Source organism: Brevundimonas albigilva, assembly GCF_023503965.1.
GTDB lineage: Bacteria > Pseudomonadota > Alphaproteobacteria > Caulobacterales > Caulobacteraceae > Brevundimonas > Brevundimonas albigilva.
On record NZ_CP097298.1, the window covers coordinates 1,615,110 to 1,636,533 of the forward strand.

Genomic DNA, 21,424 nt, shown 5'->3' on the forward strand with positions numbered 1-21,424 from the left:
CCCCTGGCGCAGCGGCGGCTGGAGGCGACGCGCGAACGCATCCTGGGCGACATGCTGGTCGAGAGCGTGGTCAACGACGCCGTCACCGACCAGGACGTCCAGCGCCTCTACAACGAACAGCTGCGGCTGGCGCGGTCGTCCGAGGAGTATCGGCTGCGCCTGATCCTGTCGCGCACCAAGCCCGAGGCCGATGCGGTGGTCGGCGTCCTGGCCCAGGGCGCCGGGTTCGAGGCCGTGGCCACGGAACGCTCCATCGACGAGGCGACGCGCTTCTCCGGCGGAGACCTGGGCTATTCGACGCTGGACGTCCTGCCCCAGGCCTACGCCGACGCCCTGCGCGACAAGCCCGCCGGCGCCGTGGTCGGCCCGTTTGAGACCGAGGGCGGCTGGGCCGTGCTGAAGATCGAGGATCGACGCAAGGAGAACCCGCCGACGCTGGAGCAGGCGCGTCCTCAGATCGTGCGCTATCTGACCTATGAGGGGGTGCGCCAGCTGCTGGAGCAGCTGCGCGGCAAGGCCCGGGTCGAGGTGCTGACGCCCGCCGCCCCGCCCGCGCCCGCGCCCGCATCGCCGGCGCCGCCCCCTCCGCCGCGCCCGCCCCCTCCCCTCCCGCCCCGGCCGCCTGACATGTCCAAGACCCCGAGCAAGCCCGGCCCCAAGGCCAGCCAGAAGATCGAGCAGGCGTTCGAAAAGGCCCTGGACCCCTTCGCCTCGGCGCTGAAGCGGGCGACGCGAGCGCCCGCCGCCGCCGAGCCCGCCGCCGCCCCGCCGCCGGCCGGCAAGCCGGGCCTGAAGATTTCGCCCCTGGCCGTGCCCTTCCCCGCCATTCCGCCCATCGGCGGGGTCGAGATCGCCGCCGCCCGCGCCGGCTTCTACAAGCACGAGCGCGACGACCTGGTGGTGTTCCGCTTCGCGCGGGGAACCAGCTGCGCGGGGGTCTTCACCCGCCACAAGATCGGGTCGGCGCCGGTCGACTGGTGCAAGAAGCAGCTGGGCGCGAGCGAGGGCGGCAAGGACGTGCGCGCCCTGGTCGTCAACGCCGGCTGCGCCAACGCCTTCACCGGCAAGGCCGGTGCCGACGCCGCCCGCCGCACCGCCTCGGAGGTCGCCAAACGCTTCGGCTGCCGCCAGCGCGACGTCATGCTGGCCTCGACCGGGGTGATCGGCGTGGTGCTGGACGACAAGAAGATCGTCGCCCGCCTGCCCGAGGTCGAGCACGCCCTGGACGGCGACGTGCCGCCCACCGAACAGTGGGCGCGCGCAGGTCGGGGGATCATGACCACCGACACCTTCCCCAAGGGCTCCTACGCCGAGGCGAGATCGAGGGCTACAAGGTCCGCATCGCCGGGATCGCCAAGGGGTCGGGCATGATCGCGCCGGACATGGCGACCATGCTGGCCTTCATCGTCACCGACGCCGACATCCATCCCAACGTCCTGCGCGCCCTTTTGGGCCTGCACGTGCGCACGACGTTCAACAGCGTGACGGTGGACGGCGACACCTCGACCAACGACACCTGCCTGCTGTTCGCCACCGGCGCCTCGGGCGCGCCGCGGATCGGACGGGTGGGCGACCGGCGGCTGAAGAGCTTCTCCGCCGCGCTGGACAAGGTCATGCTGGACCTGGCGCACCAGCTGGTGCGCGACGGCGAGGGCGCGACCAAGTTCGTCAAGGTCACGGTCGACGGCGCCGCCAGCCCCGCCTCGGCCCGCAAGCTGGCCAAGTCCATCGCCGACAGCCCCCTGGTCAAGACCGCCATCGCCGGCGAGGACGCCAACTGGGGCCGCGTCGTCATGGCCGTGGGCAAGACCGAAGAGCCGGTCGACCGCGACCGCCTGGCCATCAAGTTCGGCCCGCACCAGGCGGCGATCGACGGCGCCCCGTCCCCGACCTACGACGAGGCGAAGATGAGCGCCTATATGAGGAACCCCGAGATCGACATCACCGTCGACGTCGCCTCGGGCCGCGCCTCGGCCACGGTGTGGACCTGCGACCTGACCAAGGGCTACATCGAGATCAACGGCGACTACCGCAGCTAGTGGCCGGCAAGCCCCCCGCCAGGCGCAAGGCCGGACCGGCGCCGCGCCGTCCGTCGGTGATGACCGGCGCGGCCATCCCCGTGCTGGGCTGGCCGCCCGACCCCGACCGCGTGGAGGCGATCTTCGAGCGGCTGAGCGGGGTCATGCCCGATCCTAAGACCGAGCTGAACTTCAGCAATCCCTTCACCCTGGTGGTGGCGGTCGCCCTGTCGGCCCAGGCCACCGACGTCTCGGTCAACAAGGCGACCGACCGGCTGTTCAAGGTCGCCGACACGCCGCAGAAGATGCTGGCGCTGGGGGAGGAAGGGCTGATCCCCTACATCGCCTCCATCGGCCTTTATCGGAACAAGGCCAAGAACGTCATCGCGCTGAGCCGCATCGTCCTGGAGCAGCACGGCGGCGAGGTTCCGCTGACGCGCGAGGGGCTGCAGGCCCTGCCCGGCGTCGGCCGCAAGACGGCGTCGGTGGTGCTGAACGAGCTGGGGATCGAGGCGGCCATCGCGGTCGACACCCACGTCTTCCGCGTCTCGCACCGGCTGGGCCTGGCCAACGCCGCCACCCCCGACAAGGTCGAGGCCCAGCTGTTCCGCGTCGTGCCCGAGGACTGGCTGCCCAAGGCGCACCACTGGCTGATCCTGCACGGCCGCTACACCTGCACGGCGCGAAAGCCCAACTGCCCGGCCTGCGTCATCGCCGACCTGTGTCCCTCGCGCGCGGGGCTGCAGGCGCTGGGCGAGGCGCGAACCTAGTCCAGCGACGGCTTGCCTCGGCCGGACTTGATCGAACCGCGCGTCGTCTTGGCCTTCAGCCGCCGCTCCTTGGACGCCTTGGTCGGCCGGGTCGGCACGCGATAGGTCGGCCGGACCGAGGCCTGGTCGACCATCGCCTGCAGCCGCTCCATCGCATCGGCGCGGTTGCGCTCCTGGGTGCGGAACCGCACGGCGCTGATGACGATCACCCCGTCCAGCGTCAGCCGACTGCCCGCCAGCTTCATCAGCCGCGCCTTGACCGCCTCCGCCAGGCTGGGCGAGTTCCCGACGTCGAAGCGCATCTGCACGGCGGTCGCGACCTTGTTGACGTTCTGGCCGCCCGGCCCGCCGGCGCGGTAGAAGCGGAACTCCAGTTCCTCTTCCGGGATCGTCGTCATCGGACGGCCTTGCGCGCCCTGACCACCGCCTGGTCCAGGGCCTGCAGGAAGCGCGAGCGGTCGGCGGCCGAGAAGGGCGGCGGGCCCGAGGTCGCCACGCCCATCGACCGCAGGTGCTCGCCCACCATCCGCCCGGCCAGGGCCGAGCCGATGGAATCGGGCGTGAACGGCTGGCCGTTGGCCTTCAGCGCCTGGGCCCCGGCCTTCAGGCAGCGGTCGGCCAGGGGGATGTCGGCGGTGATCACCACGTCGCCCGGCCCCGCCCGCTCGGCGATCCAGTCGTCGGCGACGTCGGGGCCGGCGTCGACCACCACCTGCTCGATCAACGCCTCGCGCGGGACCTGCATCCAGCCGTTGGAGACCACATAGGTCTTCAGCCCGTAGCGCCGCGCCACGCGATAGACCTCCTCCTTCACCGGGCAGGCGTCGGCGTCGATGTAGAGGACCGTGGGCATGGACAGGGCGCGGCGGGCGGAGCCGTCAGGCCTTGCCGTCGAACGTCTGACCCGACGCCGGGGCGGCCGCATAGGGGTTGCCCCCGCCCGCCGAGCCGCCGCCCGATCCCTTGGCGGCGACCACCACCATGGCCGGGCGCACCGTGCGGCCGAACAGTTCGAAGCCCGGCTGCATGGTCTGCAGCACGGCGCCGCCCTGAACCGTGTCGGACGGCTGCTCCATCATGGCCTGGTGCAGGTGGGGGTCGAAGGCGTCGCCTGGCTGGGGCGCGACGCGCTTCAGGCCGTTGGTCTCGAACGCCTGAAGCAGGGACTTCTGGGTCATCTCCAGCCCTGTGACCAGTCCGGCGGCGGGGCCGTCGGCGTCCTTGGGCGCCGCCATCAGGGCGCGCTCCAGGTTGTCGGCGACGCCCAGCAGGTCCTTGGCGAAGCGCTGGATGGCGAAGGCGCGGGCGTCGTTCTGCTGCGCCTCCGAGCGGCGCTTCAGGTTCTCCATCTCGGCGGCGACGCGCAGGGCGCGGTCCTTCCACTCGTCGCGCTCGGCGATGACGGCGTCCAGCGGGGCCAGGTCGTCGCCCGGATGCGAGTCCAGGCCGTGCTCGGCGTTGGCCTCGGCCTGATCGGCGTCCAGCTCGGTGAAGTCTTCGTCGTTTAGGGGCTTGTCGCTCACTTGTCGTTCCCGTCCAGCATCCGGCCCAGCACCCGGGCGGTATAGTCCACCAACGGGATGACACGGGCGTAGTTCAACCGCGCGGGTCCGATCACGCCGATGGCGCCCAGGACCCGCTGCCGGCCGCTCATATAGGGCGCCGCGATCACGGCGGAACCCGAAAGTGAAAACAGGCGCGTTTCCGCGCCGATGAAGATGCGGACCCCCTGGGCCGCGTCGACCCCGTCCAGCAGGCCGATCAGCTGCTCCTTCTGCTCCAGGTCGTCGAACAGCACCCGCACCCGCTCCAGATCGGCCAGGCCGTCCCGGTCCTGCAGCAGATTGGCGCGGCCGCGCACGATCAGGGCGCGCTCGCGGTCCGGGCCGCCGGACCAGGCGGCCAGGCCGTCCTCGACCAGACGGGCGGCGGTCTGGTCCAGCTCGGCCCGGGCGGCCTCCAGCTCGCGGGCCATCTCGCGGCGGGCGTCGGCGAAGGGGCGGCCCCGCAGGCGCGCGTTCAGGAAGTTGACGCCTCGACCAGGGTCGAGGGGGTGACCCCCGCCGACAGGGTCATGATCCGGTTCTCCACCGTGCCGTCGTCGGCGACGATGACCGCCAGCGCCTGGTCGCCGCCCAGGGCCACGAATTCCACGTGCTTGACCCCGGACTCGCGGACCGGGCTGGACACGACGCCCGCGCCGCCCGCCAAGCCCGACAGAAGATTGGAGGCCTCGTCCAGCGCCGCCTCGAAGTTGCGACCCCGCCCGGCCAGGCGCCCGTCGATCTCGCGCCTTTCCTCCTGGCTCAGGTCGCCGATCTCCAGCAGGCCGTCCACGAACAGCCGCAGCCCCGCATGGGTCGGGATCCGCCCCGCCGAGGCGTGGGGCGAGGCCAGCAGGCCCGCCAGCGTCAGGTCCTGCATGGTGTTGCGGATCGAGGCGGGCGACAGCGCCACCCCGCCCAGCGACAGGGTGCGCGACCCCACCGGCTCGCCGGTGTCCAGATAGGACTCGACGATGCGACGGAAGATGTCGCGCGCGCGCTCGTCCAGGGCGGCGAGGCTGGCCGAGGGGTGGATCAGGCTCATGGTTTCAGGATAAGCACCGCCGCCAGCTCTTCCAAGGACAAGCCATGCGCCCTTCGCAACGCACCGACGACCAATTGCGCGCCGTCACCATCGAAACGGGCGTCAACCGCTACGCCGAGGGGTCGTGCCTGATCGCCTTCGGCCACACCCGGGTCCTGGTCACCGCCTCGGTCGAGGAGACCATCCCCGGCTGGATGCGCGGCAAGGGCCAGGGCTGGGTCACGGCCGAATACGGCATGCTGCCCCGCGCCACCCACACGCGCGGCCGTCGCGAGGCCGCCGCGGGCAAGCAGACGGGCCGCACCCAGGAGATCCAGCGCCTGATCGGCCGGTCCCTGCGCGCCGTGGTCGACCTGAAGGCGCTGGGCGAGCGCCAGGTGGTGCTGGACTGCGACGTGATCCAGGCCGACGGCGGCACCCGCACGGCCGCCATCACCGGCGCCTGGGTCGCCATGGCCTCGGCGCTGACCTATCTGCGCGACGAGGGTGTGCTGAAGGCGGACCCGATCCTGGACCAGGTGGCGGCGGTGTCGTGCGGCGTCTGCGACGGCGTTCCGGTCCTGGACCTGGACTATGAGGAGGACTCCCAGGCCGAGGCGGATTCCAACTTCGTCCTGACCGGCGCCGGTCAGATCGTGGAGGTCCAGGCCACCGGCGAGAAGCGCGGCTTCTCGCGCGCCGAGTTCGACCGGCTGTTCTCCCTGGCCGAGAGCGGCTGCGGCGAACTGTTCGCCCTGCAGAAGGCGGCGCTGGCGGCGGTCGCCCGCTGAGACCGGCGGCCCAGGCGGGGCGGAGCCGGACGGCCCGGGCGGCGTTCTTGCCTGGAACAGACCGCGAGGACGTCATGAAAGCCGCCGTTTACGCCCCGATCCTGTCCCTGGCCCTGGCGCTGGCCGCCTGCCAGCAGCAACCGGCCCCGTCCGCGCCGGAGCCGGCCCCCGCGCGCCCCCCGCGCCCGCACCCGTCACGCCCGTCGCGCCTGCGCCCGCGCCGGTTCCGACCGCGCCGGAAACCCCGGCGCCGCCCGCGACGAGCGCCCAGCCGTGCCGCGACCAGATCGGCGAGGCGGCCGCCACGGCCCTGGCCGAACAGTGCCGGATGGTCAGCCCCGCGACCCGCCCGCCCTGCAACGCCGCCAATCCCTGCGAGATGATCCAGGCCGAGATCGACCGCTCGTGCGCGATGTGGGCGCGCGACGGAAACGCGCCCAAGGAATGCGCCCGCTGAGGCTCAGGCCAGGGTTCGCACCATGTAGCGGGCGTCTTCGCCGTAGCTGGCCAGCTTTTGCGCCATGCCGGGCGGATCGCGCGGCTCGAAGCCGTGGCGGGCCCAGAAGCCCGAGGCGGCGTTGACGGCGACCAGGGCGAGGGCGGGCCAGCCGTCCTCGGCCGCCTGTTCGGCCAGGCGCTCGATCACCGCGCCGGTCCGGCCGCCCCGCGCCCGGGGGTCCAGCGCCAGGTCGTGCAGATAGAGAACCTCGGCCTGGGCCGGCAGGCCCTCGATCACCGTGTTCAGGGCCGGCGCCGCGTCGGCCCGCCAGGGGTAGGCGATCAGATAGCCCCGCGCCGGCTCCGCCCCGTCCTCCGCACCGGCTCCCGCCAGAACGAAGCAGCCGCGCGGATAGAGCGCCAGGCGGTTCTCGAAACAGGCGCGGTCCTCGAAATGGTCGGGGAAGGACAGGCGCGCGACCTCGACCACCGCGTCGATGTCCTCGGGCCGCATGGCCCGCCAGTCCAGGCCGGTCAGGCCGGGCAGCGCGCGTTCAGTTCCGCCGTCCGGAAGCGCCATCGGATCGTCCTCGTCTCGCCGTCGATGTCGCCCTCGATCCGGGCCGACAACATATCGCCGGCGCGTTCATAGACGATGCGCCTGGGGAAGTCGTGGGCGGGCTGTTCGAACGTCACCTGGTTCGGCCCCGAGGCGACGACGGGGAAGACGGTGACCGCCATGCCCTCCGGCTGGGCGAAATAGGCCAGGGGCGCGTCCGGCGCCGGCCCCGTCGGGGCGATGCGCGACAGTTCGAAGCCGACGCGGCCGCCGCGCACGGTGACCGAGGTTCCCGCCATCAGGCCCAGGCGCGGATCGGTCCAGGTCTCCGAGACCTCGCGCCCGTCCTCGCAGGACAGCCAGTAGCCGGCCATCCACCTCAGGTCGGGGCGCGGGTCCGCCTGCAGGGCGGTGATCATCAGCAGCGTCAGCATCGTCGGGTCTCCCTCTCTGCGAAGTCGACGCTAGGCCGAAGGCGGGACGCCCGGCTTGTAGGATTGCGACGCGATGGCCCGCGCCAGGTCGTGCTGTTCGCGCGCCCAGTCGGTGGCGGTGCAGCCCAGGAAGCGGCGGAAGTCGCGCGCCATCTGCGGCTGATCGAAATAGCCGGCCTCCAGCCCCGCCCCCAGCCAGCCCTCGGCCCGCGCCGGATCGGCGGCGTGGTCGAACACCCGCCGGAAGCGGAAGATGGAACGCAGCAGGCGCGGCGACACGCCGACCCGGTCGGCGAAGCGGCGCTGCAGGGCGCGTTGCTCGGTCGGCGCGCGGGGCGGGACTGAACGCGCCTCGGTCGCCGCCTCGACCTCGGCGCGGACCCGCGGGTCGATGCGCCAGTCGCCGGCCCGGCGCTGGGCGTCCAGCCAGTCCCCGAACGCCGCCGCCTGCCCGGCCGGATCGCCCGCCGGCGCGCTGAAGCCGCGCAGACGCCCGGTCATGTCAAGCCGGCGGTCCGTCGCCTGATGCAGCGGCAGGCCCAGCCAGTCGCGCGCGCCGTCCGGTTCGAAGCGGATGGCGACGAGTTCGGTCGCGCCGACGGGACGCAGCGCCAGCGGCCGGGTCATCTGGCCGGCGAAGAGGGCGGACGGCTGAAGACGCCATTCACCGTCGTCGTCCTGCTCCTCATAGGGCGCGCCGATGTCGAAGATCAGTTCGGGGCAACCGTCGGGGGCGATGCGCGCTGGACGACCGGCGTCGGCGCCGGCGCGGCGTAGGTCCAGATCGTGCGGACGAAGGGGCGGAGCGCCGGCGGCGGCCCGAACTCCTGATACCGCTCCTCCCCCGAGGCCATGATCAGTTGACCTTGGTCGGGTCCGGCGGCGGGGCCGGCAGGGGCGCGACGGGGACGCCGTCGTCCTTCAGCTTCCTGACCTCGGCGGGCGTGGCCTCGCCGTAGATCTCGCGCTTCTCGGACCGGCCCTCGTGGATGTCGCGGGCCTCGCGGGCGAAGGCGTCGCCGACATAGTCGAAGTTGGCCTCGACATGGGCGCGGACCTCGCGCGCGGCCTCCATCATCATGGTCTGCATCTTCGCGGCCATGTCGGGCGCGGCGGATTTCTTCGTGCCGCCGACCGACGGGGCCATGATCGCCTTCTCCACCGCATGGGAGCCGCAGAACGGGCATTCGACCAGCCCGCGCGCGGCCTGGTCGTCATAGTCCGACGAGGAGCCGAACCAGGCCTCGAAGCCGTGGTCGTGGTCGCACTTCAGGGCGTAGCGGATCATCGGACGGGGGCGAAATCGCGATCGTGGGTCAAGGAGGGAATGGCCGCGCGCGCCTTGGCCACGGCCTCCATGTCCAGTTTCGCGTGAAGAACGCAAGGCTGGTCGTGATCCGCCTTGGCGATGACCTCGCCCCACGGACCGACGACGGTCGAGCGGCCCCAGGTGCGCCGGCCGTCCTCGTGCAGCCCCCCTTGCGCCGGGGCCAGGACGAAGGCGCCCGTCTCGATGGCGCGGGCGCGCAGCAGGGTCTCCCAGTGCGCCTCGCCGGTCGGGGCGGTGAAGGCGGCGGGCACGGCGATCATCGACGCCCCCGCCTGGGCCAGCTGGCGATGCAGGTGGGGAAAGCGGATGTCGTAGCAGATGGTCAGGCCCAGCCGGCCCCAGGGCGTGTCGGCGACGGCCGCCCCGTCGCCGGGCCGCACGGTCGCGCTCTCGCGGTAGCGCTCGCCGTTGGGCAGGTTGACGTCGAAGACGTGCAGCTTGTCATAGCGGGCCACGACGGCGCCCTTGTCGTCGATCAGCAGGGACCGGTTGGCGGCGCGGTCGTCGCCCTCCCGGCCCGAGCGGACGATCGCCGAGCCGATCAGCAGCCAGACGCCCAGCTCGGCCGCCAGCCGACGCAAGCCCAGGACGGCGACATCCTGGTCCTCGCTCGACAGGACGGCCGCGCGGCGGTCGCGGCGCTGTTCCAGCAGGTTGGTCCCCTCGGGCGTCAGGACGAATTTCGCCCCGCCCGCCGCCGCCTCGCGGATCAGCGGCGCGACGTGATCCAGCCCCGCCTGCGCCGTCGCCGGGGTGCGGGTCTGGACCAGGGCGATGTCGAGCGCGCCCGCCACGGCTCAGGCCGCCAGCAGGGGGTCCAACTCGCCCTGGCGGTCCAGGGCGTGGATGTCGTCGGACCCGCCGACGTGCCGCCCGTCGATGAAGATCTGCGGGAAGGTCATGGCCCCGCCCGACCGCTCGACCATCTCGGCCTTCTTGGCGGGATCGTTCGAGGCGACGATCTCGGTGTAGTCGACGCCCTTCTTCTTCAGCAGCGCCATGGCGCTGAAGCAGTAGGGGCAGCCGGGTTTGGTGTAGATGACGACGTCGGCCAAAAGGCATCTCCAATCATTATGCGCCCTCAAGTCGTGAGCCGCCGCGCGGCGAACATAGGGGCCGCTTCTAGATAATCAGTTGCCGGGCGTTTTTCACCCGGGCGATCACGGCCAGGTCCACGGCCCGGGCCCCGGCGTCGACCAGGGCGCGGGCGCAGGCCTCTCCGGTCGCGCCCGTGGTCAACACGTCGTCGACCAGAAGGATGCGACGGCCCTTGATGCGACGGCGGCCGGCCTCGGTGACGGCGAAGGCCTTCTTCACGTTCAACCGCCGCCCGCGCCGACTCTTGCCGCCCTGGCTGTCGGTGCGGACGATGCGGACCAGGGCGTCGGGGACATAGTCGAGGCCGGCCGTGCGGGCCAGCGGCCGGGCGATCTCTGCCGCCTGGTTGAAGCGGCGCGACAGCAGCCGGAACGGGTGCAGCGGCACGGGCGCGATGACATCGGCCTCGCCCAGCAGGTCGGCGGCCGCCCGGCCGATCCAGCGGGCGAACAGGGGCGCGAACTGCTGCTGGTCGCCGTGCTTGTAGCGTAGGATCAGCCCGCGCGAGGCGTCGTCATAGACGCAAGCCGCCCGCGCCCGGTGAAAGCCGTAGGGCTGGGCCAGGCAGGCGGCGCAGCGGTCCTGGGCGAACGCCCCGCCGTCATATTCGAACGCCGCGCCGCAGCCGTCGCACACCGGCGCCTCCAGAAAGGCGATGCGGCTCCAGGCGTCGGGCGTCAGGCCGGCGGCGGCGGTCGCCTCGCGGCTGTCGTGGGCCAGCGGCGGCAGGATCAGGTCGGCGGCGGACCGCCCCAGGTCGCGCGCGCGTCGGCTCGCCCCTTTCCACGTCGCGCGCCAGACCCCATCCTGTGCGTCCATGACCGACCCCTCCCCGGCCGCCTCCGGCCCCCGCAGATCTTCGACGCCCGCCGCCGCGCGGCCCGGCTGGCGCGTTCGGCCCGGCGCTTTCGCGAGGCGGACTTCCTGCACCGGCGGGCCGCCGAGAACGCGGCGGGCAGCCTGGAGGCGATCCTGCGCGACTTTCCCGTCGCGGTCGACCTCTCGGCGCAACCGGGGGTGTTTTCCGAGGCCGTGGCGGCCAGCGACGCGGCGGGCCGCATCGGCCCCGTGTCGACGCCGACCAGCCTGGACCAGCGCGCCGCGCCGGGCGCCGCCGCCCTGCCGCTGGACCCCGGCTCGACCGACCTGATCGTGTCTCTGCTCAGCCTGCACTGGGCCAACGACCTGCCGGGCGCCCTGGCCCAGATCCGCCGCGCCCTGAAGCCGGACGGCCTGTTCATCGGCACGCTGTTCGGGGCCGGCACGCTGAAGGAGCTGCGCGGGGTGCTGACCGAGGCGGAACTGGCCGAGCGCGGCGGCGCCCAGGCGCGGGTCTCGCCCTTCGCCGACGGCTTCGACGGCGCGGCCCTGCTGCAGCGGGCGGGGTTCGCCCTGCCCGTGTCCGACGTGGACCGGTTCACCGTGCGCTATCCCGACCTGGCCGCCCTGGTCCGCGACCTGCGGGCGATGGGCGAGACCAATGTCCTGGCCGGCCCGATCCGGCCGTTGTCGCGCGCCGTCCTCGGCCGCGCCGCCGCCCTCTACGCCGAGCGCCACGCCGAGGCCGACGGCCGCATCCCCGCCACCTTCGAGATCGTCCATCTTGCCGGCTGGAAGCCGCACGAGAGCCAGCAGAAGCCCCTGCCGCGCGGCTCGGCCAAGATGCGCCTGGCCGACGCTCTGGGCGTCAAGGAACAGACGGGGGACTAGGATCGCCCCAGACATCGTCTTTCCGGGGCGTCCGCAGGGCGAACCCGGAACCCAGGAGGCCGTCATCCGGCCCGTCCACCATGCGGTTCAGATCGTGGATGCGGCCGTGGCTTCCGGGTTCATCGCTTCGCTCAGTCCCGGAACGACGGCAAGATCAGCGCGCCCGGCGCAGGGTCAGGTTGATGCGCCCGCCGCCGGGGATCAGTCGCGACGATCCCGCCAGGACGCGGTCCACCCCGTGGCGCGCCAGCCGCGCCGGGCCGGCCAGGGCGCAGACGTCGCCGCTTTCCAGCTTCAGCGTCGAGGTCTTTCCGTCGGCGCCGGCGATGCGGAACACGGCCGTGTCGCCCAGCGACACCGACAGCACCGGCGCCTTCAGGTCCGCCTCGTCCCGGTCCTGGTGCAGGCCCATCTTCGCCGTGTCGCGATAAAGGTTCACCAGGCAGGCGTCGGGCGGATCGGGCCAGTTCACGGTCGCCCGCCACAGCTCCAGCAGCGCCTGCGGGATCGACGGCCAGGGTCGGCCGGTCTCGGGGTGGGTCGGCTGGTAGCGATAGCCGGCCCGGTCCGACACCCAGCCCAGCGGTCCGAAGTTGCTCATCTTGACCGACAGCGGCCGCCCGCCCGGCGTGACGGGCCGATAGAGGGGCGCGGCCTCCAGCCCCTGCATCACCGCCTCGACCAGCGCCGCCTGAGCCGACGCCGCCAGGGCGCCGCGCCACAGCCGGAAGCCGGGGGTCGCCGTGGGCGTTTCTGGCGGAAGCGGGATCATGCGCCTTCACATAGGCCCGCCCCGCATCCCCGCAAAAGGCCTTCGGATCGCAATCAAGGCCTTGCGGCCCTAGGGGTGTTTCCCATATCGGGGCCAGCTTCGGAGAAACCCCGAGAAAACTGGGGCTATCCGGAAAGTTCAACGCCAACCCACTGGGGGCGGTCACGCGCGGCGCTTCGTCGAAGGCCGCCGCATCGCCCGCCGATACGGAGAGAAATAGAACGCCCATGGCCAAGATCATCGGCATCGACCTCGGCACCACCAACTCGTGCGTGGCCGTCATGGACGGCAAGAACCCCAAGGTCATCGAGAACGCCGAAGGCGCCCGCACCACCCCGTCGGTGGTCGCCCTTCAGGACGGCGGCGAGACCCTGGTCGGCCAGCCGGCCAAGCGCCAGGCGGTGACCAATCCCGCCAACACCTTCTTCGCCATCAAGCGCCTGATCGGCCGCAACTTCGACGATCCGATCGTGGCCAAGGACAAGGGCATGGTGCCCTACGAGATCGTCAAGGGCCCGAACGGCGACGCCTGGGTGCGTTCGCACGGCAAGGACTATTCGCCCCAGCAGATCTCGGCCTTCACCCTGACCAAGATGAAGGAGGCCGCCGAGGCCTATCTGGGCGAGAAGGTCACCCAGGCCGTCATCACCGTCCCGGCCTATTTCAACGACAGCCAGCGCCAGGCCACCAAGGACGCCGGCAAGATCGCCGGCCTGGAAGTGCTGCGCATCATCAACGAGCCGACCGCGGCGGCCCTGGCCTATGGCCTGGAGAAGAACGACGGCCAGAAGATCGCCGTCTATGACCTGGGCGGCGGCACGTTCGACGTCTCGATCCTGGAGATCGGCGACGGCGTCTTCGAGGTGAAGTCGACCAACGGCGACACCTTCCTGGGCGGCGAGGACTTCGACGTGCGCCTGGCCGACTATCTGGCCGACGAGTTCAAGAAGGAACAGGGCGTCGACCTGCGCCAGGACAAGCTGGCCCTGCAGCGCCTGCGCGAGGAAGCGGAAAAGGCCAAGAAGGAGCTGTCCTCGACCGCCCAGTACGACGTCAACCTGCCGTTCATCACCATGAACGCGTCCGGTCCGCTGCACCTGAACATCAAGCTGACGCGCGCCAAGCTGGAAGCCCTGGTCGGCGACCTGATCCAGCGCACCATCGAGCCGTGCAAGAAGGCCCTGGCCGACGCCGGGCTGAAGGCCTCGGACATCGACGAGGTGGTGCTGGTCGGCGGCATGACCCGGATGCCGGCCGTGCAGGAAGCGGTGAAGACCTTCTTCGGCAAGGAGCCGCACAAGGGCGTGAACCCGGACGAGGTCGTGGCCCTGGGCGCCGCGGTCCAGGCCGGCGTGCTGCAGGGCGACGTCAAGGACGTGCTGCTGCTGGACGTGACGCCCCTGACCCTGGGCATCGAGACCCTGGGCGGCGTCTTCACGCCCCTGATCGAGCGCAACACCACCATCCCGACCAAGAAGAGCCAGACCTTCTCGACCGCCGACGACAACCAGTCGGCCGTGACGATCCGGGTCTTCCAGGGCGAGCGTCCGATGGCGGCCGACAACAAGATGCTGGGTCAGTTCGACCTGATGGGCATCCCGCCGGCCCCGCGCGGCATGCCGCAGATCGAGGTCGCCTTCGACATCGACGCCAACGGCATCGTCAACGTCTCGGCCAAGGACAAGGCGACCAACAAGGAGCAGTCGATCCGCATCCAGGCGAACGGCGGCCTGTCGGACGCCGACATCGACAAGATGGTCAAGGAAGCCGAGGCCAACGCCGCCGCCGACAAGGCCAGGAAGGACCTGGTCGAGGCCCAGAACGCCGCCGACAGCCTGATCCACTCGACCGAGAAGGCCCTGGCCGAACACGGCGACAAGGTCGGCGCCGACGAGAAGACGGCCATCGAGACCGGCCTGGCCGATCTGAAGACCGCTCGCGACGGGACCGATCCCGAGGACATCCGGGCCAAGACCAACACCCTGGTCCAGGCCTCGATGAAGCTGGGCGAGGCCATGTACGCCGCCCAGCAGGGCGCGGGCGACGCCGCCGAGGGCCAGCCGGCCGACGACGGCGTGGTGGATGCGGAGTTCGAGGAAGTCTCGGACGCCGACAACGCCGACGACAAGAAGAGCGCCTGATCGCATCAGGTCGCTGAAATGACAGGACCCCGCTTGTCTCGCGATGGGCGGGGTCTTTTCATGAAACTTGCATCATCCGTCCCGGCCCCCATGTCAGCCGGGACATCGTTTCCCGCCAGCGTCCGCCAGAGGCGCGACGGCGGGGCCGACCGGGGAAGTATGAGGACCAACGCCCGATGGCGCGTGATTACTACGAGTTCTGGGCGTCGAGCGCACCATCGACGCGCCCGGCCTGAAGGCCGCCTATCGCAAGCTGGCCATGCAGCACCATCCGGACCGCAACGGCGGCTCCGAGGAATCGCTGGCCGTGTTCAAGGAAATCTCGGAGGCCTATGCGGTCCTGTCGGACGACCAGAAGCGCGCCGCCTATGACCGCTTCGGCCATGCCGGGGTGAACGGCGGCGGCGGCAATCCGTTCGGCCAGGGCGGCGGCGCCGGCTTCAACGACCTGAACGACATCTTCTCCCAGGTGTTCGGCGACGCCTTCGGCGATGCGTTCGGCGGCCGCCAGGGCCGCAGCCAGGGCGGCCCCCGCCGCGGCTCCGACCTGCGCTACGACCTGGAGATCACCCTGGAGCAGGCCTACAAGGGCGCCGAGGTCGAGATTTCCGTCCCCGCCACCGCCACCTGCGAAACCTGCGAGGGCTCGGGCGCCAAGCCGGGGGCCAAGCCCACGACCTGCGCCACCTGCCGCGGCGCCGGGCGCATCCGCCAGGCCAACGGCTTCTTCCAGATGGAACGGACCTGCCCGTCCTGCGGCGGCGCCGGCCAGCGCATCGCCGCCGCCGACGTCTGCACGACCTGCCAGGGCCACGGCCAGGTGCGCAAGACCCGCACCCTGAACCTGAAGATTCCCGCCGGCGTGGACGACGGCTCGCGCATCCGCCTGTCGGGCGAGGGCGACGCCGGCCAGCGCGGCGGCCCGCGCGGCGACCTGTACGTCTTCCTGTCCGTCACCCCGCACGAACTGTTCGAGCGCGACAACCTGGACCTGCTGGTCACGGTGCCGGTGCCGATGACGGTGGCGGCCCTGGGCGGGGTGGTCGACGCCCCCTGCCTGGTGTCCGAGGCCTGCGACGGCCGCTGCAAGGCCTCGGTCGACGTGCCCGCCGGCGCCCAGACCGGCAAGACGGTCCGCATCAAGGGCAAGGGCATGCCGCACCTGAACGGACGCGGGCGCGGCGACCTGGTCGTCGAACTGTTCGTGGAGACCCCCACCGACCTGACCGCCCGCCAGAAGGAATTGCTTCAGGAGCTTGCCCTGTCGTTCGGCGAGGAGCAGAACCCCCGCAACTCCAGCTTCGCCGGAAAGGCGAAGCGCTTCTGGGCCGACATCCTGGGCAACCAGGATGCGGACGGGTCGAAAGAGAACGCGGCTTGAGCGCCATCTTCCACGCCGGCATCTCCGGCTATCGCGGCCGGATGGGTCGGGCGGTGTCCCAGGTGCTGGACGCGCGCGACGACGTGGTCGTGGCCGCCCGCATCGACTGGGGCGACGAGGCCGACCTGTCGCTGTGCGACGTGGTGATCGACTTCTCCACCGCCGACGCCTCCCTGGCCCTGGCCCAGGCGGCGGCCGAACGCGGCGGACCCGCCCTGGTGATCGGCTCCACCGGATTCACGCCCGAGCAGGAGGCGGCGCTGCAGCAGGCCGCCGAGCGCATCGCCATCGTCAAGAGCGGCAACTTCTCGCTGGGCGTCAACATCCTGATCGGCCTGGTCCAGCACGCGGCCCAGCGGCTGGACGCCCAGGACTGGGACATCGAGGTCGCCGAGGCCCACCACCGGCGCAAGATCGACGCGCCGTCCGGCACCGCCTTGATGCTGGGCGAGGCGGCGGCCGAGGGCCGGTTCTCGGACCTGGCGGACCTGCGGCTGAAGCCCTACGACGGGATCACCGGCGAACGGCCCGTCGGCAAGATCGGCTTCTCCTCGATCCGCGCGGGCGGCGTCATCGGCGAGCACACCGTCATGTTCGCCTCCGAGGACGAGGTCCTGACCCTCAGCCATTCGGCCATCGACCGGTCCCTGTTCGCCAAGGGCGCCGTGGCCGCCGCCGCCTGGGTGCGCACGCGCCGCCCGGGCCTCTACGACATGCAGGACGTCCTGGGCTTCCGCCAGGCCTGAGGAGGCCGCCGTGTCGTCGTCGGAAGCCATCGGCCGGGGGATCGCGCTGCGCGTCGCGGCGGCGGGCTGTTTCTCCGTCATGGCCGCCCTGCTGAAGCTGGCCTCGCTGGACGGCGTGGTCGCGCCCGAGATGCTGTTCTACCGCGCCTTCTTCGGCCTGCCGGTGGTGCTGGCCTGGGTCATGACCGGCCAGGGCGGGCTGAAGGCCCTGTCGACCCGCCGGCCGTGGGCGCACGTGGGGCGCAGCGCCCTGGGCATCGCCTCCATCCTGTGCGTGTTCCAGACCCTGACCCTGCTGCCGCTGGCGGACGCGACGACGCTGAGCTTCACCGCGCCGGTCTTCGCCACCCTGCTGTCCTTCCTGATCCTGAAGGAGCCGGTCGGCCCGCGCCGCTGGGCCGCGGTCGCGGTCGGCTTCATCGGCGTGGTGGTGGTGACCCGGCCCGGCGCGGCCGGGGGCGTCCCGCTGGAAGGGCTGGCGTTCGGCCTGACGGCGGCGCTGCTGACCGCCGGGGTGACCATCACCCTGCGCCAGCTGCGCGACAGCGAGCACGTCGCCGCCATCGTCTTCTGGTTCTTCGCGGCGTCTTCCGCCGTGGGGGCGCTGCTGCTGCCCTTCGTGGGCCATGTCCACGCCCCGGCGACCTACGCCCTGCTGGTCGGCGCGGGCGTGACCGGCGGGCTGGCCCAGCTGTTCATGACCGCCTCGCTGCAGCGCGCGCCCGTCGCCGTGGTCGCGCCGTTCGACTATCTGCAGATCGTGGGCGCGATCGGCTTCGGCTGGTGGCTGCTGGCCAGTCCGCCCAGCCTGGCCACCCTGGCGGGCGCGGGCCTGATCGGCGCCAGCGGCCTCTATACGGCCTGGCGCGAGCACGTGCGGCGTCGCCAGCGCCTGGTCCAGGCCACCCCGCCGCCGGTCTGAGCGCTACTGCTGGCCCTGGCCGGTCGCGGCGCTGGCGATCTGGCGGCCGGCGTCGAAGGCGTCGCGCGCGCCCTTGTAGATAAATCCGTAGGTCGGATAGACGGTCGTGCCCAGGTCGTTGATCGGATTGTACCAGACCTTGACCTGGCTCCAGTCGTTGGACGGCGAGACGTCGACGACGGTGACGTTCTCCTCGACCTTGCCGCGGCTGCCGCCCCAGTTGGCGTGGGTCACGCGCACCACGCGGTCGGTCAGGATGTCGGAGACGACGGCGACGTGGCCCCGGCTCATGCGGCCCTCGGGGCGGAACACCAGCACCGAGCCCGTTTCGGGGCGGCGGCCGGTGCGGAAGTTGTCGGCGGCCTGGCGCCACCACGTCCAGGCGTCGCCGAAGATCTGGATGCCCGAGAACATCCGGGCGAAGGTCACGCACTGCCAATAGGGGTCGTCGGCCCTGGCCGCGGAGGGCGTCACGCCGACCGCAAAAAATCCAAGGGTCGCCGCAACCGCGGCGGCGGTGAACCGTTTCGTCATGCTGTGGCGTATCCCGACCTGCCTCAGGTCGGGAAACTAGGCCACGGGTTCGCCGCCGGGGGCAAGCCCTTTCGACGTATCCGCGTCCTTTGTATTCGTTGCGGAAGTCTTATTGCGACGCTCGCCCCAGCCGCGCAGAGCCTTGCGCGCCGGGTGTTCGACCAGGTGATAGGAGACGGCGGCCACGACCGGCAGCAGGGCCACGATCGCCAACCACACGAAAACGTGAAGCTGCTTGTCCGGCGCGTCGGTCGCCTTGGCCGCCAGATTCACCGCCAGCAGCTTCCACGGCACGCAGACCATATAGACCGAATAGCTGATCTCCCCCAGATAGACGGCCGGGCGGGACGCCAGCCATCCGGCCCGGGCGTTGGGCAGCGAGGCCAGCGACAGGATCAGCCCGCCCGCCAGCAGCACGGTGATCGCGTCCCACAGGCCCAGGGCCGCGCTGGCCAGCATCAGCGCCAGGAAGATCGCGGCGCTGAGGCCCGGCGCCTTCAGCGGCGCCTTGCGATAGACCAGATAGAGGGCGCACCCCAAAGCGAAGCACGGCACGATGCGCAGCGCGCCCCAGCGGATGGTGGCTTCCGTCAGCGGAAAACCCGCCCACTGCTCGAACACGAAATACAGCACCGCCAGGAAGGCCGCCGCGCCCAGCACGGCCACGACCGGCTTGTCGCGCAGGCGCCAGAAGACGAAGGCGAAGGCCGGGAAGCACAGATAGGCGAACCACTCCGCCGAGATCGACCACGACGGGTGGTTCCAGCCCGCCGCCGGCGCCAGGCCCCAGGCGTGGACCATCAGCAGATTGGCCGGCAGCGACGACCAGCTGAGCACGTTGGAATCCACGCTCATCCCCGCGACGATCGCCGCGCCGGCCAGCAGCCCGACCCCCAGCAGGGTGGCGATGTGCAGCGGATAGACCCGCGCCACCCGCGCCCACAGGAACCGGCCGTAAGAAAACCGCTTCTCGCCCGCCTGCGCCAGATAGACGTGGCTCAGGATGAAGCCGGACAGGACGAAGAACAGCTCGACCCCCAGATAGCCCTTGGCCACCAGGCCCGGCAGGCCGACGCCGGCCAGGTTCTCCCAGAAGGCGTAGACGGCGACCCACAGCGCGGCGGCGAAGCGCAGCGCGGTGATCGGCTTCAGGTCGGCGGGCGTCTGGACGGGGGTCATGGTCTCACCTTGGCACGTCAGCCTTTGCGAACCGTGAACCCCCGGCAATTCCCGCGCCAGACGGACCTATCCCGCCCAGACGCCGTGGAAGCCCGCCGGCAGCGCCAGGTCGGCGGCCCAGGTCGCGACCGGCCCGTCGGCGACGCGCGCGGCGTCGAACACGTGCAGTTCGGTGCGCCCCTGGCGCAGGTTGACCGAGGGCCCGACCAGCCAGGCGTCCCGCTCGGCCGTCGCGCCGGGCTTGGGCACGAAGACCGTCTCCTCGACCACCTGGTGGACGCCGAAGTCGAAGGCGTCGGACCGGCCGGCGTTCCAGTCCTGGATCGCCAGGCCCGTCGGCAGGGGCCGTCCCCGGCTCTCGCCGGCGGTGTGCGCCGTCAGGCTGCGCTTCAGGCCTGCGCGCCGCGGGTCCGCCTTGGGAAACTCGCCGACCGCGTCGGTCGTCGTCATCTCGGCCCGGCCGTCGGGGCGCAGGGTGATCAGGGCCAGGCGCGCGGGCTCTCCCGGCACGACGCCGCGCCCCTCGACCAGCACCCGGGCGCCGTCGACGGCGAACCGCGGATCGCCGCTGGCGGCCACGTCGAAGCGGATCGTGCCGTCCGGCTCGGCCCAGGCGTCGCCCAGGTGGAAATGGAAGAAGCCGGGCAGGTCGTAGATCCGCCGCCGGGTCAGGTCGTCCTTGTCCAGGACCATCACCTGCGTCCCCGCCTCGGGCCGCCAGTTCAGGCGCGCGACGAAGGGCATGGCGTCCCCCTCGAACACCCAGGGCTGAAGCACCAGGATCACGTGCCGGTCCGTGGCGGTGAAGTCGTGCATGTAGCTGGCGCGCGGCAGGGGCACGACCTGGGCGTCCCTCAGGCCGCGGTCCGGGTCCAGCCGCCAGATCACCGCCCGGTCGCCCGAGGCCCCCACGTTCCAGATCGAACCGTCCGGGGCGTAGCGCGGATGGGCCTGGAAGGGCATCCCCTTCAGGTCGTCGCGCAGGGTGACGAAGGCGCCGGTCGACAGGTCCGCCGCGTCCATCGCCAAGGGCGATCCGCCCTCCCACAGCGCCCAGATCTGATCGCCGGCCGTCATCACGCCGGTGTTGGCGGCGTTGGCGTCGTCGTTGGAGCCGACGCGGGCGCGCGCGTCGCCCTTGGTGCCGAAACCGGGGGTGACCACCGCGTCCAGCTCGCTCTCCCAGCGGCGCTTGGGCGTGTCGGCGAATCGGGCCTCCAGCGTCGCCTGGCCGTCCTGGATGCGGAAGGCGCGCATCAGGCCGTCGCCGTCGAACCAGTGCGTCGCCGCGCCGCCCGGCCGGCGGAACTTGGCCGGCCCGTTGCGATAGAGGACGCCCGAAAGGCCCTCGGGAACGCGGCCGTGGACCAGGGTCAGGGCGCGGCGGGCGACGTCGCCCTCCACGTCGCGGGTCGCCAAGGCCCAGTCGGGGGCCCAGTCGGGGCCCAGTCGGCGGCGGCGTCTAGGGCGGCGGCGGCGCGCACGGCCTCGGGCGTGGCCACAGCGGCCGACAGCGCGGCGGCGCCCATCAGGAAGGAACGGCGGGACGGGGTCATGGCCGGGCTCACTTGATCGAGACGGTCTGGACGGTCGCGCCCGAGGCGGCGAAGCGGGCCTGATCCCACTTGGCCGGCCCCATGTTTCCGCGCGCGTTGTTGGAAAAGGCGTAGGGCTCGGTCGGCATGCCGAAGGGGTTGGTGGTCATCCGCCCGTCGCCGTTGACGTCGTGAAAGGCGCGCACGGCGTAGTCGCCGTCGGGCAGGCCGTCGAAGGCGGCGGTGCGCTGGCCGGCGGCCACGTCCACGACCGCCTGACGCACCGACCGGCCCTCGTCATAGGCGGCCTGGCTGTCGAACAGGGCGACCATGATCCGGCCGGTCTCGGCGCCCGGCTCGAACGTCACGGACAGATCGGCGGCCAGGGCCGGGGCGCTGGCCAGGCCGGCGGCCAGCAGGCCCAGGGCGGGAGTGAGAAAGAGGGAGGCGGTCTTCATGGCGGGCGTCCTTGGCGAAGGCGGCGCCGTTCCCCATGAG

At 71.8% G+C, this 21,424-nt stretch carries 23 protein-coding genes and 4 pseudogenes; 10 read left to right on the forward strand and 17 right to left on the reverse strand.

Translation table 11 applies throughout. From position 1 onward, the window contains the following. Positions 1-51: 51 nt before the first annotated feature. The 3 genes and pseudogenes from MU852_RS17845 to nth all read left to right on the forward strand — a co-directional run. Positions 52-393: pseudogene (locus MU852_RS17845) on the forward strand (peptidylprolyl isomerase); the annotation flags it as partial. A gap of 234 nt (positions 394-627) precedes the next feature. Then, positions 628-2,039, forward strand: a pseudogene (argJ, locus tag MU852_RS08600) (bifunctional glutamate N-acetyltransferase/amino-acid acetyltransferase ArgJ). Positions 2,040-2,098: 59 nt separating this feature from the next. Next, positions 2,099-2,788, forward strand: coding sequence for an endonuclease III (gene nth / locus MU852_RS08605; protein WP_249751897.1), 690 nt, complete (start codon positions 2,099-2,101; stop codon positions 2,786-2,788). Here the strand turns inward: nth and arfB are convergent. The 4 genes and pseudogenes from arfB to hrcA form a co-directional block, all read right to left on the reverse strand. Continuing rightward, complete coding sequence (gene arfB, locus MU852_RS08610) at positions 2,785-3,186, reverse strand: alternative ribosome rescue aminoacyl-tRNA hydrolase ArfB (RefSeq protein WP_249749249.1); 402 nt, start codon at positions 3,184-3,186, stop codon at positions 2,785-2,787. The genes nth and arfB overlap by 4 nt on opposite strands. After that, the gene (locus tag MU852_RS08615; RefSeq protein ID WP_249749250.1) at positions 3,183-3,641 is read right to left on the reverse strand and encodes a YaiI/YqxD family protein; all 459 of its coding nucleotides are present in this window, start codon (positions 3,639-3,641) and stop codon (positions 3,183-3,185) included. Before MU852_RS08615 ends, arfB begins: the two co-directional genes overlap by 4 nt. A 25-nt stretch (positions 3,642-3,666) precedes the next feature. Further along, the gene (grpE, locus tag MU852_RS08620; RefSeq protein WP_249749251.1) at positions 3,667-4,311 is read right to left on the reverse strand and encodes a nucleotide exchange factor GrpE; all 645 of its coding nucleotides are present in this window, start codon (positions 4,309-4,311) and stop codon (positions 3,667-3,669) included. After that, a pseudogene (gene hrcA / locus MU852_RS08625) lies at positions 4,308-5,377 on the reverse strand (heat-inducible transcriptional repressor HrcA). Before hrcA ends, grpE begins: the two are co-directional and overlap by 4 nt. A gap of 44 nt (positions 5,378-5,421) precedes the next feature. On the opposite strand from hrcA, the gene rph reads away from it, so the two are divergent. Both rph and MU852_RS17390 read left to right on the forward strand, forming a co-directional pair. Further along, positions 5,422-6,147, forward strand: coding sequence for a ribonuclease PH (gene rph / locus MU852_RS08630; protein WP_249749252.1), 726 nt, complete (start codon positions 5,422-5,424; stop codon positions 6,145-6,147). Between the two features lie 328 nt (positions 6,148-6,475). Further along, positions 6,476-6,604 carry a hypothetical protein gene (locus MU852_RS17390; RefSeq protein WP_283843561.1) on the forward strand — a complete coding sequence of 43 codons (129 nt, stop codon included), beginning with the start codon at positions 6,476-6,478 and terminating at the stop codon, positions 6,602-6,604. A gap of 3 nt (positions 6,605-6,607) precedes the next feature. Here MU852_RS17390 and MU852_RS08635 read toward each other — a convergent pair whose 3' ends face one another. The 8 genes from MU852_RS08635 to MU852_RS08670 all read right to left on the reverse strand — a co-directional run bounded on the left by MU852_RS08635 (position 6,608) and on the right by MU852_RS08670 (position 10,825). Continuing rightward, positions 6,608-7,165, reverse strand: coding sequence for a GNAT family N-acetyltransferase (locus MU852_RS08635; protein WP_249749253.1), 558 nt, complete (start codon positions 7,163-7,165; stop codon positions 6,608-6,610). Next, the gene (locus MU852_RS08640; RefSeq protein WP_249749254.1) at positions 7,120-7,578 is read right to left on the reverse strand and encodes a DUF6265 family protein; all 459 of its coding nucleotides are present in this window, start codon (positions 7,576-7,578) and stop codon (positions 7,120-7,122) included. The genes MU852_RS08635 and MU852_RS08640 overlap by 46 nt, the downstream gene beginning before the upstream one ends. Before the next feature lie 30 nt (positions 7,579-7,608). Then, a complete protein-coding gene (locus MU852_RS08645; protein ID WP_347342380.1) occupies positions 7,609-8,316 on the reverse strand; it encodes a DUF6597 domain-containing transcriptional factor in 708 nt (235 codons plus the stop codon). Further along, entirely contained in the window at positions 8,289-8,432 is a 144-nt protein-coding gene (locus tag MU852_RS08650; RefSeq protein ID WP_249749256.1) for a hypothetical protein, read from the reverse strand. The genes MU852_RS08645 and MU852_RS08650 overlap by 28 nt, the downstream gene beginning before the upstream one ends. Before the next feature lie 2 nt (positions 8,433-8,434). Next, positions 8,435-8,866, reverse strand: a complete 432-nt coding sequence (locus MU852_RS08655) for a DUF1178 family protein (RefSeq protein ID WP_249749257.1) — start codon at positions 8,864-8,866, stop codon at positions 8,435-8,437. Next, positions 8,863-9,702: a carbon-nitrogen hydrolase family protein gene (locus MU852_RS08660; RefSeq protein WP_249749258.1), complete on the reverse strand. Its 840-nt coding sequence runs from the start codon at positions 9,700-9,702 to the stop codon at positions 8,863-8,865. Before MU852_RS08660 ends, MU852_RS08655 begins: the two co-directional genes overlap by 4 nt. 3 nt (positions 9,703-9,705) lie before the next feature. Further along, positions 9,706-9,963, reverse strand: coding sequence for a glutaredoxin 3 (gene grxC / locus MU852_RS08665; RefSeq protein ID WP_249749259.1), 258 nt, complete (start codon positions 9,961-9,963; stop codon positions 9,706-9,708). Positions 9,964-10,030: 67 nt separating this feature from the next. Then, positions 10,031-10,825: a ComFC family protein gene (locus MU852_RS08670; RefSeq protein WP_249749260.1), complete on the reverse strand. Its 795-nt coding sequence runs from the start codon at positions 10,823-10,825 to the stop codon at positions 10,031-10,033. A gap of 213 nt (positions 10,826-11,038) precedes the next feature. Here MU852_RS08670 and MU852_RS08675 point away from each other — a divergent pair, with 213 nt between their 5' ends. Next, positions 11,039-11,716: a methyltransferase domain-containing protein gene (locus tag MU852_RS08675; RefSeq protein ID WP_430641124.1), complete on the forward strand. Its 678-nt coding sequence runs from the start codon at positions 11,039-11,041 to the stop codon at positions 11,714-11,716. 154 nt (positions 11,717-11,870) lie between these two features. On the opposite strand, the gene MU852_RS08680 is transcribed toward MU852_RS08675, so the two are convergent. Next, positions 11,871-12,488 (reverse strand): alpha-ketoglutarate-dependent dioxygenase AlkB, encoded by a 618-nt coding sequence (locus MU852_RS08680; protein ID WP_249749261.1) that lies wholly within the window; start codon positions 12,486-12,488, stop codon positions 11,871-11,873. Between the two features lie 227 nt (positions 12,489-12,715). Here MU852_RS08680 and dnaK point away from each other — a divergent pair, with 227 nt between their 5' ends. The 4 genes and pseudogenes from dnaK to MU852_RS08700 all read left to right on the forward strand — a co-directional run bounded on the left by dnaK (position 12,716) and on the right by MU852_RS08700 (position 17,678). Further along, a complete protein-coding gene (dnaK, locus tag MU852_RS08685) occupies positions 12,716-14,629 on the forward strand; it encodes a molecular chaperone DnaK (RefSeq protein WP_249749262.1) in 1,914 nt (637 codons plus the stop codon). Between the two features lie 176 nt (positions 14,630-14,805). After that, positions 14,806-16,010: pseudogene (gene dnaJ, locus MU852_RS08690) on the forward strand (molecular chaperone DnaJ). After that, on the forward strand, positions 16,007-16,756 hold the full coding sequence (gene dapB / locus MU852_RS08695) for a 4-hydroxy-tetrahydrodipicolinate reductase (RefSeq protein WP_249749263.1): 750 nt from the start codon (positions 16,007-16,009) through the stop codon (positions 16,754-16,756). Before dnaJ ends, dapB begins: the two are co-directional and overlap by 4 nt. Positions 16,757-16,766: 10 nt before the next feature. Then, on the forward strand, positions 16,767-17,678 hold the full coding sequence (locus MU852_RS08700) for a DMT family transporter (RefSeq protein WP_249749264.1): 912 nt from the start codon (positions 16,767-16,769) through the stop codon (positions 17,676-17,678). 3 nt (positions 17,679-17,681) lie between these two features. Here MU852_RS08700 and MU852_RS08705 read toward each other — a convergent pair whose 3' ends face one another. From MU852_RS08705 to MU852_RS08720, 4 genes are all read right to left on the reverse strand, one after another. After that, positions 17,682-18,152, reverse strand: a complete 471-nt coding sequence (locus MU852_RS08705; RefSeq protein WP_249749265.1) for a CHAP domain-containing protein — start codon at positions 18,150-18,152, stop codon at positions 17,682-17,684. 96 nt (positions 18,153-18,248) lie between these two features. Next, positions 18,249-19,391 carry an acyltransferase family protein gene (locus MU852_RS08710; protein WP_249749266.1) on the reverse strand — a complete coding sequence of 381 codons (1,143 nt, stop codon included), beginning with the start codon at positions 19,389-19,391 and terminating at the stop codon, positions 18,249-18,251. A gap of 66 nt (positions 19,392-19,457) precedes the next feature. Further along, positions 19,458-20,810 (reverse strand): carotenoid oxygenase family protein, encoded by a 1,353-nt coding sequence (locus MU852_RS08715; RefSeq protein WP_249749267.1) that lies wholly within the window; start codon positions 20,808-20,810, stop codon positions 19,458-19,460. A gap of 145 nt (positions 20,811-20,955) precedes the next feature. Further along, the gene (locus tag MU852_RS08720) at positions 20,956-21,384 is read right to left on the reverse strand and encodes a DUF2141 domain-containing protein (RefSeq protein ID WP_249749268.1); all 429 of its coding nucleotides are present in this window, start codon (positions 21,382-21,384) and stop codon (positions 20,956-20,958) included. Positions 21,385-21,424: the final 40 nt, after the last annotated feature.